This is a genomic window from Leptospira weilii serovar Ranarum str. ICFT, assembly GCF_000332415.1.
In the GTDB taxonomy this organism is placed as follows: domain Bacteria; phylum Spirochaetota; class Leptospiria; order Leptospirales; family Leptospiraceae; genus Leptospira; species Leptospira weilii_A.
Map to the genome: position 1 here is coordinate 1 of NZ_AOHC02000034.1, position 17026 is coordinate 17026.

The following is a 17026-nucleotide window of genomic DNA, read 5'->3' on the forward strand; positions in this document are numbered from 1 at the left end:
TAGAAATCAAAATTCAGTTACATTTTCCTAATAGATAAATCAAACTTTAACAGAGCATGAGCTCCCTCTTCTGTAAATTATTCTAATTTCTAATCCCTAAAACCTAGCCACTAGTACTCAGTTTTTTACTTGCAAAAAGTATGATTTTCTGATAGAGAAAAGCCTCCCGAACGTTCCACGGAGGATTGTCGTAATTCCGACAGATTTATCTTGAGATCCAAATACTTGTGGGCAACGCTATGGTAGGGGCGAGTTAAAGCCTTCGCATGGGTTACGCCGAACTTACAATACTTAAGTAAAGCTGAATATTCCTTCGAAACCGGAAAAAAACGAATCCGAATCCAAATACAATCCATATATACGTTTAAAGTAAACGGATTATCATGAATGTTCATTAGAATGACCCGAACAGTGAAACTTTTGTTTTCACTGAAAAACAAAAAGAATGATAAAGGGTAAAAATGATGAAGAAAAAATTAAATGATTCCAATCGGTTCCTTTTGAATAGGAACTTTAGAAAATCTGCATGTAAATCTCAGCAGCCGAAACCGATCGAAATGATTTTCTGTTTGGGGAAATTGATAAATACGATCAAAAAGAAGAAACGACCGACGCCGTATATCGATCGCTCAAACGGGATTGTCGGATCTTCCGATGCGTGTAGAAGAACCGGCTTCGACAAGATTTGCGAGGGATGTCGCGTTTGTCTCATGTCCTTATACGTTTTGATCTTACAAAAAATCGGAGGAAAACAATGGGCCGTTTGATAATAATCCTGATCGTTTTGTCGGTCTCCGTTGGAGTCGGTTTCACTTACGGTGTGAGTCCCGCACTGGAATCTATTTTATCGACTGTCAATATACTAGGTGTTCGCCGGTTCAAAAGCCCACCGATAAACCGAAAGATAAACCGATTAAGGTCGTTGTGAAAGGCAAGTTTTGTTACGCCCCTGTTTTCAGCGGAGGGGAAAGTTATATTCAGATTGAACAGTGTTGGGAGCAGCACGTCGCTAACGCAAGATACGATGTGTTTCAAAGAATTTCTTATATACTATTGAAAACACTTGGTTGTGTGTAACCGCCCCGGAGGCGGTGATTCTCGGAGATAAAACTTGGGATTACGTCAACCTCCGACCTTGTACGATCAATGACCCTCGACAAAGATGGATCGTAAAGGATAACGCCTTTTGGACCGCGGATGGGTTTTATCGTTTGAAGGATACGAATTGGTACGGTTATATCTCCAGAAACTCAAAGGATAACTATAACCACACGTTAGACACTTCGATGGAGGATTGGGTTAAGACCGTAGCCACTCCCGGAAACATCAGCGTACTAGGTTCCATAGCTTGGAACTTGGGAAACGATCGTTACTTCATTCACTCGAAAGGCTCGAAGAAAAATACCACGCCGATCTACTACAATCCCGAAAGCGGACATCTCGCCGAATACGATCCCGTGAGCGGATCTCTCTATTGTATGTATTCCAAGGTAGATAGTTATCAATGGAATTGGGTCAAATGGGGATTGTGTAGCGACGCGCCTATCAGTAAGGACAATTCCGCTTATTGGAACGTCTCTCTGGAAACCGACGAGGATACTAGGTGTTGATCACGGATTACAAGGGGAATGCCCTAAGAGTTACCAGGTATGGATCCAATTGGGGTGTTGCCTATGCGGCTAAACCTTCTTTTTTGAAAAACGATACTACCAACAGTCCTACTTCTCTGTTTACCGTTAATAAGGATTTGCTGAATTGGGTACGTTACACAACCGGTAATCTTGGAAAAACGGAGCAGTATTGTCCGGCCGGGAATCAGGAAAATGGAATATACAAAAGATCTAAAAGAACCCTACCGCCCGACTTTCAATTGAGTGAGGCTTGGATTCGAAGACTTTATGATATAGCGAGGTCAACTTCCGGTTATTCGGATATGATACGTGGAATCTGCGGCGTTTGTCTGCTTCATAGTTTCCAGATGTTGGCGGAGATTCAGGAGTATCATTCGCAAGGACCTCTTCAGAGTGGAGGTTACTTTTTTGATACGGCTCTCAATACGGATCCTTTTATCTCGTTTGGACAACGTTATCCGTTATTGGACACGGCGTTGGTGGATATAACTAGAGTGTATGGTCCCGTCGTTACCTCAAGCAGAAATCTGGTAATCATATCCGCTATAACAATGTTACCACAGTACGAATGGAGTTTCACTGGTGGATCCTCCACTTCGTCCGAGTTACAATCTCACGTTACCTCGCTCATAAATTCTCCTCCCGGGAGCGTTTGGTTGGCGATAATGAGGCGGCGTCGTCCGGATGGAACTACGGGGAAACATGCCGTTCCCATTCTTAGAACCTCTCAGGGGTTAGTGGTAATTCAGGTAGCCATGACGGTTTTGACGTATGACTCCTACAGGCAAGCCTTAACGCCCACTACGAATCCGCTCCAGGTAATCAGAAACCTAGAGGGACGACCCGATAGGACTATGACAGAGCTTTCAACGATACGGTTAGGGCAGATTTACCACAATACTTTTGATTCCATGATCTCTAATGGGAATTGCACCGGAGAAGGGGGGGACAGAAGAGGTACGGGGGAATATCCGACAAGCGCATCCGTAAATCAGTGTCCGAGCGGCAGGTGTGCACTGCCACTGCCGTTTTAACTCGGTGGTCTAGAATAAAACTTTTCAACAAACATACCGCCGAAGGCTCGTTAGGTTTTACCGGGATGAACTTCCCTCGAACGAGTGGACACCGTCGGCGGTGTGCAAAAGAAAAGAATCAAGAAGTATGGCTCGTAAAACACAATATTGATGGAGACTTCAAAAAAAATCTGCTGATAAAATCAGAGATCATGGAATCAAAAGATTTAGGAGTTTCTTTCCGAAAGGAATTTAGTTAAAGTTGATGAGAACATTAAAACAATAAAAAAAAGACATTTCCGATTATCGATCTTCAGACGGTATCCTACCGCCACAGCGGCATACTTAAAAGATGGGCTACACCTTTAAATTTCCGTTTCATAGTTTCAATGATAGAGTAATCCAAGTGGCCGATACATTGGGATCAAAACCCCGCGTCGCCTAACTTAATTCCTTTGTAAAGTCCACTAGTACTAGGGTCAGTCAATAGAAATCAGGATTCAGTTACATTTTCCTGAAAGAGCCATTAGACTTTATCAAAGCCTGGTCGGCAAGGTCATCCTGACTTCTGAACTCTAACACGTGCTAATGCGAACTTGAGCCGGAAAGAACGTCGATTCTAAAAGAATCGAAATAAAATCCTTCTGGACAAACATTCGTTTCGCTTCGACTCTGATCGGATATGTCCGGCAATCCAGACGAGCAGCCAAGGAGTCATCGGTACTATCCGGGTATTTACGTCGACTATATCATACAAATCGAATTCGGTTTGATCACACTTCACGCAAAACTCGGCAACATTTCCGAAACCGGAATCTGTCTCATCTTAAACGGGGAGGACTTGAACGCAATGGAATTCGTTCACGGCGCCGTAATAGAAAAGAAATCGGGAAAACGTCTCGAATTCGAGGGGGACATCGTATGGGCCGGATCGGAAACGATCGATCAAAAGATAAGATTCGTATACGGTCTCAGATTTCGGATACCGATGATTTTGACGGAATCCTTGGTTTTGATCAATCTTTCTCTGCAAGATCCTTGACGTAAGTCCCAGGGATCGCAAGTTTCCGGATTGCCATATTCGATTCCTTGGAGATCCTTGAATCATGGATTCATCTTCTACAAGAATGGAACAAAAACAAATCATTCCTAAAAAACCGACCTTAAGAGAGATTGAAATCGGCCTTCTTAAAAAAATCAAGGAAGGGGACGACGAAGCTTATATTCAACTCGTGGATCCGTTTCGAGAAAGACTCTATCGTAAAGCCGTCTCGATGGTAAAGGACGGAGACGACGCGGAGGACATCGTTCAAGACGCGCTTATATCCGGATACAGATCCATACGTAATTTTCGCGCGGAATCGGGAGTTTATACCTGGCTTTATCGGATCGTAGTCAATAAATCCAAGGATATGTTGGCGAAACGGAAACGAGCGAAAGAAAATTCCATGGACGATAAGGAATATCAGGTAACGGACGAACGATTGGGGTTCGAAAAAAAAATTGAACTTAGTGATGAATCCAACTATCTAATTAGCAAAATCAACGGGTTGGAAGAACTCTACAAAGAGGTGATCGAACTCAGATACTTCGAAGAGATGTCCTACGCGCAGATCGCCGAAGTTCTGGGAACCAACGTGGGGACCGTAAAGAGCAGGCTCTTTAAGGCAAAAGAGTTTTTGAAACATTTGATTTTACAAGACGGAAAGAGTGAAGGATACTTTAGGTAAAAAAGATGGAAAGTTTAGAATCAAAATTTAAAATACCGCTTTTCCTGCGAAAGGAAGACGGGGATTTGCTTAAAATTGAAAATTCGCTAATAAAAACGATGTCCGAACTCAGGGACAAAGAGTTGCGTAGTATTAACTTGAGCGATGAATTTTCGATCCGATTGAAAAATCAACTCAAGGCGGTTCGACCGGAGCCTGAAAGAGGATGGGAGAAAATCAGGGAAAGTATTTTCGCCAATCGCGGTTTGCAATTTTCCTTTTCGATCGTTTTGGTGTTTACGATCGTATTCGTAACTTACAATCGAATTCAAAGTTCCGATAAGTCCAATCCTTCGGAAAGATCCGGAACCGTGTTCGGGCAATCGGAAGCGGGAAACTTTCAGGACATTCCTTCTTCCGGTAAGTTTCAGTTTGAATTGGACAAAACCCTTCTGAAACAAATTCCTTCCACTGCGGAATCCAGAAAAACGATCCATTCGCTTCGGAAATATTTTTCCGAAAGAGGGGATTTGAGAATTGTGGAAGAATTGGATAGAATTCTGGAACAAACGCAGGGAGACAATGAATTCTAGATTCTATTTTACTAATTTTCCAAATCGGGTGAATTATCTTTTAATTTCTTCCTGGCGTCTTTGAAAAAAACCGGGGTCGACGGAATCCAGGATTTTCTTGGATTCTTGGTAGATTTCGCCGTATTGCATACCTTTGTAAACGTCCAAAAGAAAACAAGCGTGTTGTAGGATCCTACAACGAATCTTAAAGTCGTAGAGATCCTTTCTAGAGTTCAGCGTATCTTTCAAACGAATTAGATTTTGATAATATCCTAATATATCTTTTTCGGAATAATTACCGGTTTCTTCGAAAATTCCCCGTTCCGTCAAAACAACCGGAAGAACTTCTTTCAGATCCGATTCTTCCCGATAAGAATCCTTTAGTTTTTCGATCCAAAAGAAAATCGGTTCCGATTTCAAAACCGCGAGCGGAGCCGCGGAGGGATCTTTTAAAAAGGCTTCCCGAAAGAGAACGAGGGCCCTTCTTTCTTCGCCGGTTTGAAAAAGGGATTCCGCTCTCAAGTAAAGAAACTCGGGAGAATTTTTTTCCACGGAGGAAGAATAATTTAAAATTTCGAGTGCGTTTCGGTAATCTCTGAAACGAATGAGTTCGCGAATCAGACCCAACAACGCGGACGGATCTTGAAAGTGAAGACCCTCTCTTTGAACCGAGATTTTCAGTTGATCGACCGCTTCGGATAAAACCGATTCCGAAACTGCGTGAAAGGAAGAAACGCCCGTGAACTTTCTCAGATCGAACGCGTTTTGAAATTCGGAAAAATATTGAACGAGAAGGTGACTTCTTTCTCTTCCTTCCTTTGTATTGTGAATCCGATCCAAACGATTGTCCCAATAGGATGCAATGAAATAACCGGCGATCGAGTCCGGATGTTCCGGACTTTCCGCGAGAAGGGAATCGAAAATCTTTTTTGCCTTATCAAAATCACCGTCCGATAGATATTGATTGGCTTCTTCGAGTTTTCTGGAAAAGGACATTTAGGATTGATTCTTTAACTTAAGAATCCGGCGGAGAATTCCACCGGATTGTCGAATCCGGATCAGTGATTCGCTTTTTTATCGTGATGTTTGCTGACTTGTTTGACGATCTTATCTTCCAATCCGTCGATACAAGCGTAGATATCCTTGTTTGAATTTTGTGCGTTGAACTTGTTGCCGTCACCGTGCAAATTCAGGTTTGCGGTGACTTCTCCATGGATCATTTCGAAAGAAATTTCGAAGGATTGAACCGCATGAAGATATTTCGAAACTCGATCCAATTTACTGTCGGCGTATTTTTCGGCGGCTTTGGAATGATCGACGTTTTTCCAATTGTAGTTTATTTTCATAGGCGGGCTCCGAATTGTTTTGTACCGGATAAATTGAAAGGATGGAGGAGTTCAAGATCCGGAATTTCAGGTTAGTCCGGAAAGAGGAAGAGTCAAATCAAAAAAATCCCCGCCCTTTCAGGCGGGTCAAGTCAGTTAGAACTAGAGATGGGATGAATTCACGAAAGGACTACCGAGCGTTCGCAACGTTCTCCATGTGGATGGAACATGATTCTTGATACTTTTTATAAGCTTCTTCTTCCGCGTTCAAAGCGGAATCGATGTCCCCGATTTTCTGATAAATGGAAATTACGTTTTTGATGTTCTCAAGAGCCTGGCAGGACTTTCCTTGACGGAACTCCGAAATGGATTTGAGATAGAGAACCAGAGCGTAACCGGAAGATTCTTTTTCTCCCATCTTTTCACGAACGATCAGAGATTGGTCGTAAAGATCGATCGCAGAACCGTAGTCCCTGACCTTTTGCTTGAGACTTCCCAAAGCGCTCAACTTGTTTGCAAGCTGGATTTCATTCTCAGGGGTAAACCGGTTCAGCTCATCCGCAACCTTTTCGGCTTCTGGAGTTGCATAAAGCCCTGTAAAAATGCTTAAAAAGAGGGCAATTGTCGCAAACTTGTTCATCTTATCACCTCAACTCCAGTGTTCTTGTATAGATATATGCAAGGGGCATGCCAAAATTTCTAAAGAATCTTTCTTTTTTTCTCGTTTTGTGGGAACCTTTCCAAAATAGTCGAAAGTAAGCATTCTGCCGGATGATCGCGCTGCTTTTGCAAACAAAAGGGTGAGGAAAGTCCGGACACCGGGAAACACGGGACCGGGCAATCCCCGGAATTTGAACCCTGAGAGAAATTTCAGGGGAACGAGTATGGAAAGTGCAACAGAAAGGATACCGCCCGTCGGAGAAATTCGACGTGGTAAGGGTGAAATGGCGGGGTAAGAGCCCACCTCCGATTTCGAGAGGGATCGGGAACGGTAAACCCTCCCGGGTGCAATCTCAAATAGGCAGCCTTTTTGCCGTTTCCGCAGGGCTGCGGGTAGAGAGCAAGGACTCCGATCGGTAACTTTCGGAGCAAGATAAATGATCATCCATCTCCTCGCGGGGAGGACAGAATCCGGCTTACAGGCAGAATGCGTTTGGAATTATATTGAAGTTAAAAAAAACTTCTGGCTGAAGGAGCGAAGCGACTTCGGCAGAATGCGTTTGGAATTATATTGAAATATTAAGTTTTTAGAATGTGTTGAGAAATAACGGCGACGCTCTGCCGCTTTTATTTGCCTCACTTCCTGGTGCTGCGACTCATAGGGAGCAGCGCCACTTTAGCTACCCGGGTCGTTCGGCAGGAGCGAAGCGACTTCGGCAGAATGCGTTTTGAATATTAAAATTTAAGAATAGAGTCCGATAGCAAAACCGATTCGTTATCAAAGTCGGACTTGAAACTTGTATTATAAGAGTTTGTCCCAAACGTTTCGAGTTTTTTCGGCATCGCATTCATTTCCGCAATTTTCGTATGTTTTGGGACGAGTTCTAAATAACGTTTCGTTTTAAAGTTAAGATCGGTTTACTCGGGATCACAGGGATCGTTCCACGTATAAAAAACGACTTGCCAATCCGTCTAAAACGAAGAATTTCAACGGATCATGTGTGATACGTTCGTAGCCACGCCTTCTTTTACGGGAACCGGTTCGATGATTTTTGGAAAGAATTCGGACAGGGAACCCAACGAAGCACAGGCTTTACTTCGTGTTCTTCCCGGAAAGGGAGAATCCGCAACTCGTTGCACTTACATTCAAGTTCCGGGTGTGAAACAAACTCAGGAAGTGATTCTTTCCAAACCCTTTCCGATGTGGGGAGCGGAGATGGGAGCGAATGCTTCCGGAGTTGTGATCGGAAACGAAGCGGTTTTTACCAAAATCCCTTTTGAAAAAAAGAATCAAGGTTTGACTGGAATGGATCTGCTGCGCCTCGCTTTGGAAAGAAGTCAGGACGCGGAGACCGCAAGAGAAACGATCCTACAACTTTTGGAACGTTTCGGTCAGGACGCTTGCGGCGGTTATACGAATTCCTCCTTTTATTATCATAATAGTTTTTTGATCGCCGATTTTCAAAATGCTTTCGTGTTGGAAACCGCGGGCGAGTTCTGGGCCTGGAAAAAGATAGAAGGTTTTTATTCGATTTCCAACGGACTGACTCTGGAAAACGACTACGACGCGATTCATCCTCGGGCGATCGAGTTTGCACTTAAGAAAGGTTGGGTAAAAAAGGGAGAAACATTCTCTTTTCGGAATGCGTTTTCGGATATTTTTTTTACTTTTTTCAGTAAGTGCAGGATAAGAAGGGCCAAAACCAAAGCGATGGGTACATTCAAAAAAGGGAATTTAGATGTACACGCCGCGGCGGAAATTCTCAGAACCGAAGGAGAACCTCTGCAAGTCGAGGATTTTTATCCTTCTTCCTCCGACATGGGTTCGGTTTGCCTTCACGCGACCGGGCCGATTACGCCTAACGGTACGACCGCTTCCATGATCGCCGAGTTAAAACCGAAACTTTCCCAAAACCGTTTTTGGTTTACGGGCGCTTCCATTCCTTCGATTTCTTTTTTTCTTCCCGCCGGTTTTCCGGGAACGAGTTTTTTGGAAAAGAATTTCGAACCGCCGGGAGCGACTGCGGATTCTTCCCTTTGGTGGACCCACGAAAGGTTTTATAGGGAGATCCAACGTTTTTATCCGGACGCAAAAAAACTCGTACAACCCCGAATCGCGATTTTGGAAAAGGAATGGTTTCAAGAGTTGAAAAAATCGGATAAAAATCCGAATCCGTCTCAAACCTTGGATCTTTTGAGCGAACGAGCCGCACAAGCGGCTCTTCAGGAATACCGATTTTGGAACGAGAATTTGGTCCCCGAACTGAAAAAAAATCGGCCTAAAAAAACATTCGCGCCCTTGTATCGATTGCAATGGTCCTTTTGGAATTCCAAAGCGGGAATCAGCGTCTCTTAGTGTGCGCCTTTCGGATTTTCATATTGATCAGTTCGACTCCGAGGGAAAAGGCCATGGAAAAATACACGTATCCTTTCGGTATGTGGAAGTGAAGTCCGTCCGCAAATAACATCGCTCCGATCATGATCAAAAACGAAAGAGCCAATACTTTCATGGTAGGATGTTCGTTGATAAAATCGCTGACCGTTCCGGAAAAAATAAGCATTACGATCATTGAAAGTATCACCGCCGTAACCATCACCTGAAACTGACCCGAAAGTCCGACGGCGGTTACGATCGAATCCACGGAAAAAATGACGTCCAAAATGATCAGTTGAACGATCACTCCCCAGAAAGAAATTTTTTCCTTTTTGGGGTGATCCTCTTCGATTCCTTCCACCTTGCCGTGAATCTCGCTCGTACTTTTTGCGATCAAAAAAAGTCCTCCCCCGAGCATGATCAAGTCCCTGCCCGAAATTTCGAACCCAGTGATCGTCATAAGAGGAGCGGTTAAAGAAGCGATCCAACTGACTGCGAACAACAAACCGATTCTAAAACCGAGGGCGAGCGTGAGTCCGATGTTTCTTGCCTGATTCTGTCGATTTTTGGGTAGTTTACCGGAAACGATGGATAGAAATACGATATTATCGATTCCGAGAACGATTTCCATGAGAGTTAGGGTCAGAATTGCGACGACTTTATCGAGCGTAAGTAGTTCCATGCTTGCAATTAATTTTTCGAAAACGAAGAAATCAATCGATTTACAAAGGAATTTAAGGAGGCATACTGGAGGTATGGAGTTTCTTCCGGAAAGTTTCGAAACGAGAGAAGCGGTCGGAATTCATCTGAGGAACAAGACCATTCTTCCTTGTTTACCGCCTCGTCCCAGCCTTTTGGTTTTTTTAAGACATTCGGGTTGTATTTTCAGCCGGGAAGCGATTTCCGATCTGAAAGAAATTTTCGAAACCTGTCTTTCTTTTCCGTCGATCTTATTTTTTTTTCCCGGAAATTTAAAAGACTGCGAAAAATTTTTTGAAGGAGTTTGGGAAGACGCCTGTGTCGTCTCCGATCCTAAAACCGAATTTTATGGGGACCTAGGATTACAAACCGCAAACCTAACACAACTCGCAAGTCCCGAAGTATGGATCGCAACCGCGAGAGCCACTCTCAAAGGACATTTTTACGGAATCCCCGGAAGTAATTCGTTTCAGATGCCCGGTGTGTTTCTTGTGGTTCGGGATCGAATCGTATGGGAACATCAATACAGACATATCGGAGATCATCCCGATTGGAAAAATCTTCCCGGAGTGACACTTTTACCCGGACCTCAGTTGAATCCCGGGGTTCTGCCCGCGTGATATCGCAAAACTCACGTTAGTTACTATCTTACGACCGTGACCGAACAGGTTGCGTGATGAACGATTCGATCCGAAACCGAACCCACTAAAAATCTTCCGACTGCGGAAAGTCCTCTCGAACCGATTACAATCATATCATAATTTCCTTTTGTAGCCGTTTCGACGATTTTGTCCGCGGGATAACCTTCCAGAACCAGACGATCCCATTGGATATCGGGGGATTCGTCCAAAGGAGAATGAATCTTTTCGAATCTTTGTTCCGAAATCCATTTCACTCTGTCCTTACCTTCGGGAGCCTTTTCGTAATAACCGGGAAGAGGACCGAATTCTTCGACGACTTCCAAAATCGTAAGGCTGGCGTTGGCCGCTTTGGCGATTGCGATTCCCATTTCCAGAGCTTTTTTGGAACTTTCCGAACCGTCCACGGGGACTAAAATTTTTTTGATGAATCTTTGCATGTTGTTTCTCTTCGCAAAAAGTGTATCTCTCCCAATCCGTTTTCCAATCAAAAAAAATCCAAAATTTGGATTATAACCCCGGATTTTGATCGATCGGAGAATCGGCATTTCTATAAAAACTTGGACAACGAAGTGTAGACGCTGATTTTTCGATCATGGAACAAAAAACGGAACAGGACCTTATATTCATGAATTCTTATTTAGAATACAAAAATTTAGGCGATTCGAAAGCTTTGGTCAAACAGGCGGACTTTTGGATTCGTAGAATCACGGCCGGCAAATATTCCCTGAGCGAGGACGGACGAAACGAAGTTCTGCTCAAGTTTATTCAAAAAATTGAATGTTTTTCGGAAATTTACGAGACCCGAAAGTTCGAAAATTTTGCGGCGTATGCGATTGTCTTTTTTAAAAATCTAGTATTAAACCAAAGGAAAAAGGAAATCAAATCCCTAAAAACGGAACCCGTCTTTTTAGAACCCGACGGTTTACCCGGTTCCGTAGTTTACCAACCCGATTATAACGTAGAGAAATGTCCGTTTAGAATTCTCCTTCAGGAACAACTCGGTACCTCGGATCCGAGAGGAGTTTTGATCTTTAAACTCAAACACAATTTACTTCTCGAAAGAAAGGAGGTTTTACTTTTAAAAAGTATTCTCTATGCGTCCGGAAATTCGGTTCCGGATTTTCTAGAGGAAAGAATGGAAAAAAGATTTGCGGTCCGACGTCGGGACCTGGCCGTTTTGGAAAAAATGGAAATCTCTCATCAAATGCTTTTTTCCAAACGGAAAAACGCCGCGTTGTTTTCCTCCAAGGCCAAACGAAAACTCAGGAAAAAACTTTTGAAAGTCGAAATCATCTATACGTACGAAGAAATCGCCCGTTGGTTCGGCTGGAACCATTCCGTAATTAAAAGGTTATATCTACAAACTAAGAACTCTTTGAAAGACTTCGATCCGGATTTGAGGTTTGCGGAAGAGAAAAAAGAAGCGGCGTAGTTTGTTTTCCCGATGGAAATCAAAGATGCGGGTTCGTTGGAGATAAGAGCCGGCCTTTTTTGGGATCTATTTGAAAACTCTGTGTCGGAATTTCGTACTTTTGCGAATCATACGTCTCCGGAGGATTTTTTCTTTCGTAGTAGCGGAAAAAAAAAGGTTCCACCGATAATTTGTAGATGGAAACGGCTCCCGCTCAAACGATTGACTTTCGATTTAAAAATAGAGTACATTATGAATCACTTGGAATCTCGGAAGTTACGATGGAAATTAACGGTCGGTTTGGAATTACTGACTTCGATTTTGGCGGTTCCATTGGCGGTTTTGTTCGTAATTTCGGCGGGAGGTTACGACTTCGATCAGTCGATCGCATTGATCATTTCTTCCACGATTTCTTTGACCACTTCGTTTGTGGTTCCTTCCGTTCGGTTTGTGATACTCGGAAAACTTTTCAGAAATCTGGAAGATAAAAATTGGTTTCTGTTGGACTCGAAAGAAAAATCCGAGATTAAAACGAAAATTCTCAATTTTCCACTCTACAATACTTGGTTTTACGTGATCCAGTGGTGTTACGGAATTTTTGCAGCGTGGAGAATCATGCACTTATTCTTCGTGCCGAAAACGATCGAATCCCTTCCTTTTGCGTTTCTTCCGGCGATCATCTATCCGATCTTAGGCGTTTCTCATTTCTTTTTAACGGAATCCGCGTTCGTGGTCCTTTTGGAATCCGATCGTCTGAACGAGGTTCAAGCGGATTCCGAAAAAATAAAAACCGTGGGAGTTCACACTAGAATTTTCAGCACGATCTCGGCGATCGCCGTACTTCCGATTATCATTTTAGGTTATCTTTTGTTTGAAGAAACGTCCGGTTGGATCAAACTCGGCGACGTCACGATTCCTTTGATTCTTACCTTGACGTTTATGTTGATTGCGGTCGGAATCGCTTCGTTTCAACTTTCTTCCACGATCCGAAGAAATTCCAAAAACATGATTCAAATTTTTGCGGAAATGTCCGACGGGAATCTGACTCATATTCTTCCCACCGTTTCCAGCGACGAGTTGGGTTCCAACAGTAGGGCGCTTAACGAATTTGTTAAGCGACTTCGTATTATCGTTAAGAGGGTGACTCGGGAAGCGGATAAACTTTCGGAAAGTTCTAAAACTCTCGGAGAGAATACGAAAGAATTGTCCGAAAAGATGCGGAACCAAGCGGCGTCTTCGGAGGAGATGAGTTCCTCCGTGGAGGAAATTACGGCTTCGATTCATTCCACCGCTTCTCGCGCCGAAAGTCAGACCCGGATCGCGAAAAAAGCGCAAACTTCTCTCGCGGAGTTGGAAGATAGAATTCGCCGGGTTCATACGGCTCTTTTGGAAACCAAAAGCGACGCGGATCGAATGAAAGGCGAAACCAAAAGCGGTGAAGAGGCTCTGAAAGGAACTCAGAAAGCGATGGAAGCCATCGAAGGAAGTACCGCGAAGATGGGAGCGACCATGAACGTGATCCGAGAAATTACGGATCGAATCGGTTTGCTTTCTTTGAACGCGTCCATCGAGGCTGCAAGGGCCGGTGAAGCGGGGAAGGGTTTTGCGGTGGTTGCTCAGGAGATCGCAAAACTCGGAGAACAAACGCAAGAAAACGCAAAAAGAATTACGGCCGCCATCGCGGAAGCCTTGAGCGCGACTAAAAGCGGCAGGGAAGTGATCGAATCCACGCAGACGGTTTTTCAACGTATCGGAGATACCGTCGGAGTTACGCTGGATCGTGTTTCCGAGGTGACCTTATTATCCGATTCTCAATTGGTCGCGAGCGAACAAGTGAGGTCCGCGTTTACGGAGCTTTCTTTTTCTTCCGATGAAATCAGCAATCATACACAAGAACAAGCTCGAACTTCCGAAGAATTTTCAAAAACGATCGTCGCCATTTCCGAAACGACCGATTTCCTAAACGACGTTGTGATCCGGATCGACGAACTTGCGGTAAAGTTGAACGAACAAGCGGACAAACTCAAATCGGAGATGGAATTTTTCAATACTTAACGTGAGTTCGGCGTAACCGATGCGAAAGCGATTGAAGCGAGATCAACCGATTGAAATGACGAAAGAAAACCGTTTTTCGATCGATCCATCAATTTGTTGATCGGAGCAGAAACTAAAAAACTCGATCTCGCTTCAAGAGATAAGTCCGCCTGCCAAGGCCGGATTCGCCCAAACTTTCTTATACCGAATTCACGTTACTTAAAATCGATTTATCCGAAGCCATCGATTTGTTTAGGACTTGACTTAAGCCAAAGTAAAACCTTTCTTTTGCAAGAGGTTTTTCCATGTTACATCCGTCCACTCTTGACTTTCTTAAAAAATTAGCGAAAAACAACAACAAACCTTGGTTGGAAAAGAACAAGGATCGATTTGTCGAGGCTAAGGCCGACTTCGAAAATTTAATCGCAGAACTAGTCGTCGGATTGGCGAAAATAAACCCGTCCCTTACGGGAGTTGATCCCAAAAAATGTATCTTTAGAATCTACAGGGACGTTCGTTTTTCCAAAAATAAAGAACCCTACAAAACCAATTTCGGCGCGAGTATAGGAGCGAACGGAAAGGATTTGGGAAAACCTCTCTTTTACGTTCACGTTCAACCGGGAGGGGAATCCTTTCTGGCCGGAGGTCTTTATATGCCCGATTCTCCCGTGTTAAAAAAGGTTCGGGAAGTTATATTAGAAAATTCTAAATCTCTAATAAAGATCGTTCAGGAAAAGAAATTCGTCAAAGAGTTCGGCGGTCTTTCGGATATGAAATTGAAAACGTCCCCGAAGGGTTTTGCAAAGGACCATCCCGATTTGGAATGGATTCAATATACGAGTTATATCGTCGAAAAAAAACTGAAGGACGAGGATCTGTTGTCTAAAAATTGGATCAAACATACGATCGAGTCGTATAAAATTCTACAACCGTTTCTCGGATATTTGAACGACGCCCTTTCCGATTAAGTCTGATCTTCCGCCAAAACGATCAAATTGTCCTCCGAGCGGATGGGAAACTCGACATCCTTGGAAGGAATCAGATAAACCCCGTATCCTTTTTTTTCGTCCTTTTCTTCGGAAGACATTCTGATTCCGAAACAAGTTTCTCCCCGTTTGAGCGCGGCGCCGACACAATCCGCAAAACTCAGAGTTTGCGGCAAAGTTTCGAAATAAAGCGAAGCGGGTTTCAGATAGATTTCGCTTCCTTCGGGGCTAAAAAGATCCTCGTAAACGCGCATAACGTCCGGTTCTTGCGAAACCTGCGCCATCATCTTGGAAACGAACTGATTGGAGATGAGAAAATCCTTCACACCCGTTTCCAAAACGATTTCGGTATTTTCGGAATTCATAATTTCCGTAATCAACTGTGTCGAAGGTTGATTCCCGGTTTTCAGAGTATATCTTCTGAAATATTGTCTGAACCTGAGAAGAAGAGATATCGTCTGCGCGTCCACTTCCTCTATGTTTTCCTTTTCTTCGGCCAAAAAGATCACGGAGTCGTAGGATTCGGGTTCAAGTCGTTTCATCACTGATTCTTGGGAAAGATCCGCTTGAAAGGCGCGTAACGTTACTTCGGGATATTTTTTCTTGAGACGTCCAACGATGGTTCTGAATTCTTCGTCGATCTGTTTTACGAGAATGTCGATGGTGGAACCCGGAGAAACGAACTTAGCGTATTCTTCCACGATGAGAGGGCTTTTGGAATTCCAACCTACGATGAGTTGTTTGTCGATCGGAACGGATCTTTTTATTTCCGGAAGTCGAAAGTCTCTCGGACTTGCAACGGCGGTTTCGGAAAAACGAATCTTGGAATCGTCCTCCGCGAGTAACACAGCGTCTTCCTCGTCGTTTGGAACGTAATCCGAAGAAGGATTGAGAATCATCTCTCCGTTACCTTTTCTGAATCCCAAAGGAACCGATTCGTTAAACCGAAATGAAATTTCCTTAAAATCCAGACCTTTCCAACCGGAAGAAGGTTTGTAAAAATAAATCTCGTCTCCTTCAAAACCGACGAGATTGGAATACACAACCGCAAGTCCCGAGGTTCTGGAAGTTTGAACGAGTAGTTTTGCGAGAATATTCCTTTCGTCCATTACCTGAATCGAAGAAGAAAGCTCCTGAGCGATCATTCGATTTTCCTCATTGTGGAGTTCCGCGACGATCGGAGGAAGTTCCCTATCGCGGCAAACGGCGACTAACGCCATGAGCGATTTCAAAACTTTCGCATCCCCTACGTTTCTGCCTTCTTTGGAATCCTCGCCTCCGGAGGAGTTTAAAACCAGAACGGACTTCGCTTCGCTCGCGTTTACTTTTCGGAGCGAATGAAGGCTCGAAGGAGTTCCGGAACGTGTGATGATTTTCGTCGTTTTTCCGGCTTTCAGATTTTCCGAAAAATAATCGTCCATAAACTCCTTATCCTCCTCCGAGAGTACCGTTACGACGGCCCTCGACTCCGAAGAATTCGCCTCGATCAGCTCCTTGATGATTTCCAAAACCCTGACTCCGAACCCGAGTATAATCGTATGATCTTTTTCTAATACGTCGCTTTTTCCTTTTCTCAGATCCTGGATTTTTTGATCGAATTGGTTCGTGATAAAGGCCACTAAACTGGAAAATAAAACGAGTCCGAGAAACACGGTGAGGATTCCCAAAAATTTGTTGAACCAGTTCGATTCCCCGTCTTCGGCAACGGCCCCCGCATCGGAAATTTGCAGAAACACCCTCCACAAAAATTCTCCCTTACCTTGGATCGATTCGTCCGGGAAAATTAAACCTCCCGATAGGCGGAGAATGGAAAGAGATACGAAGGCGATTAGGAACAAAAGGATGAGGGCTGCAAAAACCGCGCCGCCGCCCCGAGACATGAAGTTGTCGAAGTGATAACGAAGTTGATCCGAAAATTTGCGGTTTGATTTCATGATGGGAGAATGGAAATCAAGGCCCGATTTTAATCAA

14 protein-coding genes, 1 other RNA gene and 1 pseudogene are annotated in these 17026 nt (G+C 43.8%); 10 read left to right on the forward strand and 6 right to left on the reverse strand.

The features are described 5' to 3' along the window. The first annotated feature begins 754 nt into the window (after positions 1-754). The 4 genes and pseudogenes from LEP1GSC060_RS09890 (at position 755) to LEP1GSC060_RS09905 (ending at position 4946) form a co-directional block, all read left to right on the forward strand. A pseudogene (locus LEP1GSC060_RS09890) lies at positions 755-2665 on the forward strand (DUF1561 domain-containing protein). A gap of 661 nt (positions 2666-3326) precedes the next feature. Beyond that, positions 3327-3686 (forward strand): PilZ domain-containing protein, encoded by a 360-nt coding sequence (locus LEP1GSC060_RS09895; RefSeq protein ID WP_036096074.1) that lies wholly within the window; start codon positions 3327-3329, stop codon positions 3684-3686. Positions 3687-3750: 64 nt separating this feature from the next. Beyond that, complete coding sequence (locus tag LEP1GSC060_RS09900) at positions 3751-4374, forward strand: RNA polymerase sigma factor (protein ID WP_003003155.1); 624 nt, start codon at positions 3751-3753, stop codon at positions 4372-4374. 5 nt (positions 4375-4379) lie between these two features. Continuing rightward, entirely contained in the window at positions 4380-4946 is a 567-nt protein-coding gene (locus tag LEP1GSC060_RS09905) for an LIMLP_12425 family protein (protein ID WP_003003139.1), read from the forward strand. 33 nt (positions 4947-4979) lie between these two features. Here LEP1GSC060_RS09905 and LEP1GSC060_RS09910 read toward each other — a convergent pair whose 3' ends face one another. From LEP1GSC060_RS09910 to LEP1GSC060_RS09920, 3 genes are all read right to left on the reverse strand, one after another. Continuing rightward, complete coding sequence (locus LEP1GSC060_RS09910; RefSeq protein WP_003003169.1) at positions 4980-5921, reverse strand: tetratricopeptide repeat protein; 942 nt, start codon at positions 5919-5921, stop codon at positions 4980-4982. A gap of 62 nt (positions 5922-5983) precedes the next feature. Continuing rightward, complete coding sequence (gene hpf, locus LEP1GSC060_RS09915; RefSeq protein WP_003003050.1) at positions 5984-6271, reverse strand: ribosome hibernation-promoting factor, HPF/YfiA family; 288 nt, start codon at positions 6269-6271, stop codon at positions 5984-5986. 169 nt (positions 6272-6440) lie between these two features. Beyond that, positions 6441-6890, reverse strand: coding sequence for a tetratricopeptide repeat protein (locus LEP1GSC060_RS09920; RefSeq protein WP_003003040.1), 450 nt, complete (start codon positions 6888-6890; stop codon positions 6441-6443). Between the two features lie 119 nt (positions 6891-7009). Here LEP1GSC060_RS09920 and rnpB point away from each other — a divergent pair. Together rnpB and LEP1GSC060_RS09930 are read left to right on the forward strand one after the other, a co-directional pair. After that, an RNA gene (rnpB, locus tag LEP1GSC060_RS18970) (RNase P RNA component class A) lies at positions 7010-7405 on the forward strand. 502 nt (positions 7406-7907) lie between these two features. Further along, positions 7908-9266: a hypothetical protein gene (locus LEP1GSC060_RS09930; protein WP_003003167.1), complete on the forward strand. Its 1359-nt coding sequence runs from the start codon at positions 7908-7910 to the stop codon at positions 9264-9266. Here the strand turns inward: LEP1GSC060_RS09930 and LEP1GSC060_RS09935 are convergent. Beyond that, a complete protein-coding gene (locus LEP1GSC060_RS09935) occupies positions 9253-9966 on the reverse strand; it encodes a TerC family protein (RefSeq protein WP_003003081.1) in 714 nt (237 codons plus the stop codon). The two genes, LEP1GSC060_RS09930 and LEP1GSC060_RS09935, sit on opposite strands and share 14 nt — an antisense overlap. A gap of 73 nt (positions 9967-10039) precedes the next feature. Between LEP1GSC060_RS09935 and LEP1GSC060_RS09940 the strand changes: the two genes are divergently transcribed. Then, on the forward strand, positions 10040-10603 hold the full coding sequence (locus tag LEP1GSC060_RS09940) for a SelL-related redox protein (protein WP_003003062.1): 564 nt from the start codon (positions 10040-10042) through the stop codon (positions 10601-10603). Between the two features lie 23 nt (positions 10604-10626). Here LEP1GSC060_RS09940 and LEP1GSC060_RS09945 read toward each other — a convergent pair whose 3' ends face one another. Then, positions 10627-11061 carry a universal stress protein gene (locus tag LEP1GSC060_RS09945; protein WP_003003031.1) on the reverse strand — a complete coding sequence of 145 codons (435 nt, stop codon included), beginning with the start codon at positions 11059-11061 and terminating at the stop codon, positions 10627-10629. A 155-nt stretch (positions 11062-11216) separates the two neighbouring features. Here LEP1GSC060_RS09945 and LEP1GSC060_RS09950 point away from each other — a divergent pair, with 155 nt between their 5' ends. From LEP1GSC060_RS09950 to LEP1GSC060_RS09960, 3 genes are all read left to right on the forward strand, one after another. Beyond that, a complete protein-coding gene (locus LEP1GSC060_RS09950) occupies positions 11217-12056 on the forward strand; it encodes a hypothetical protein (protein ID WP_003003165.1) in 840 nt (279 codons plus the stop codon). A 231-nt stretch (positions 12057-12287) separates the two neighbouring features. Next, on the forward strand, positions 12288-14090 hold the full coding sequence (locus tag LEP1GSC060_RS09955) for a methyl-accepting chemotaxis protein (protein ID WP_036096097.1): 1803 nt from the start codon (positions 12288-12290) through the stop codon (positions 14088-14090). Positions 14091-14374: 284 nt separating this feature from the next. Beyond that, positions 14375-15037, forward strand: a complete 663-nt coding sequence (locus tag LEP1GSC060_RS09960; protein WP_003003106.1) for a DUF2461 domain-containing protein — start codon at positions 14375-14377, stop codon at positions 15035-15037. Here the strand turns inward: LEP1GSC060_RS09960 and LEP1GSC060_RS09965 are convergent. Then, positions 15034-16989: a CASTOR/POLLUX-related putative ion channel gene (locus LEP1GSC060_RS09965; protein ID WP_003003070.1), complete on the reverse strand. Its 1956-nt coding sequence runs from the start codon at positions 16987-16989 to the stop codon at positions 15034-15036. The genes LEP1GSC060_RS09960 and LEP1GSC060_RS09965 overlap by 4 nt on opposite strands. Positions 16990-17026: the final 37 nt, after the last annotated feature.

Excerpts from the sequence above, each read along its gene's own strand:
- LEP1GSC060_RS09945 (WP_003003031.1), bottom strand. The coding sequence starts at position 11,061 with ATGCAAAGATTCATCAAAAAAATTTTAGTCCCCGTGGACGGTTCGGAA.
- LEP1GSC060_RS09895 (WP_036096074.1), top strand. The coding sequence starts at position 3,327 with ATGTCCGGCAATCCAGACGAGCAGCCAAGGAGTCATCGGTACTATCCG.
- hpf (WP_003003050.1), bottom strand. The coding sequence starts at position 6,271 with ATGAAAATAAACTACAATTGGAAAAACGTCGATCATTCCAAAGCCGCC.
- LEP1GSC060_RS09910 (WP_003003169.1), bottom strand. The coding sequence starts at position 5,921 with ATGTCCTTTTCCAGAAAACTCGAAGAAGCCAATCAATATCTATCGGAC.
- LEP1GSC060_RS09920 (WP_003003040.1), bottom strand. The coding sequence starts at position 6,890 with ATGAACAAGTTTGCGACAATTGCCCTCTTTTTAAGCATTTTTACAGGG.
- LEP1GSC060_RS09930 (WP_003003167.1), top strand. The coding sequence starts at position 7,908 with ATGTGTGATACGTTCGTAGCCACGCCTTCTTTTACGGGAACCGGTTCG.
- LEP1GSC060_RS09960 (WP_003003106.1), top strand. The coding sequence starts at position 14,375 with ATGTTACATCCGTCCACTCTTGACTTTCTTAAAAAATTAGCGAAAAAC.
- LEP1GSC060_RS09905 (WP_003003139.1), top strand. The coding sequence starts at position 4,380 with ATGGAAAGTTTAGAATCAAAATTTAAAATACCGCTTTTCCTGCGAAAG.
- LEP1GSC060_RS09955 (WP_036096097.1), top strand. The coding sequence starts at position 12,288 with ATGAATCACTTGGAATCTCGGAAGTTACGATGGAAATTAACGGTCGGT.
- LEP1GSC060_RS09940 (WP_003003062.1), top strand. The coding sequence starts at position 10,040 with ATGGAGTTTCTTCCGGAAAGTTTCGAAACGAGAGAAGCGGTCGGAATT.
- LEP1GSC060_RS09950 (WP_003003165.1), top strand. The coding sequence starts at position 11,217 with ATGGAACAAAAAACGGAACAGGACCTTATATTCATGAATTCTTATTTA.
- LEP1GSC060_RS09965 (WP_003003070.1), bottom strand. The coding sequence starts at position 16,989 with ATGAAATCAAACCGCAAATTTTCGGATCAACTTCGTTATCACTTCGAC.
- LEP1GSC060_RS09935 (WP_003003081.1), bottom strand. The coding sequence starts at position 9,966 with ATGGAACTACTTACGCTCGATAAAGTCGTCGCAATTCTGACCCTAACT.
- LEP1GSC060_RS09900 (WP_003003155.1), top strand. The coding sequence starts at position 3,751 with ATGGATTCATCTTCTACAAGAATGGAACAAAAACAAATCATTCCTAAA.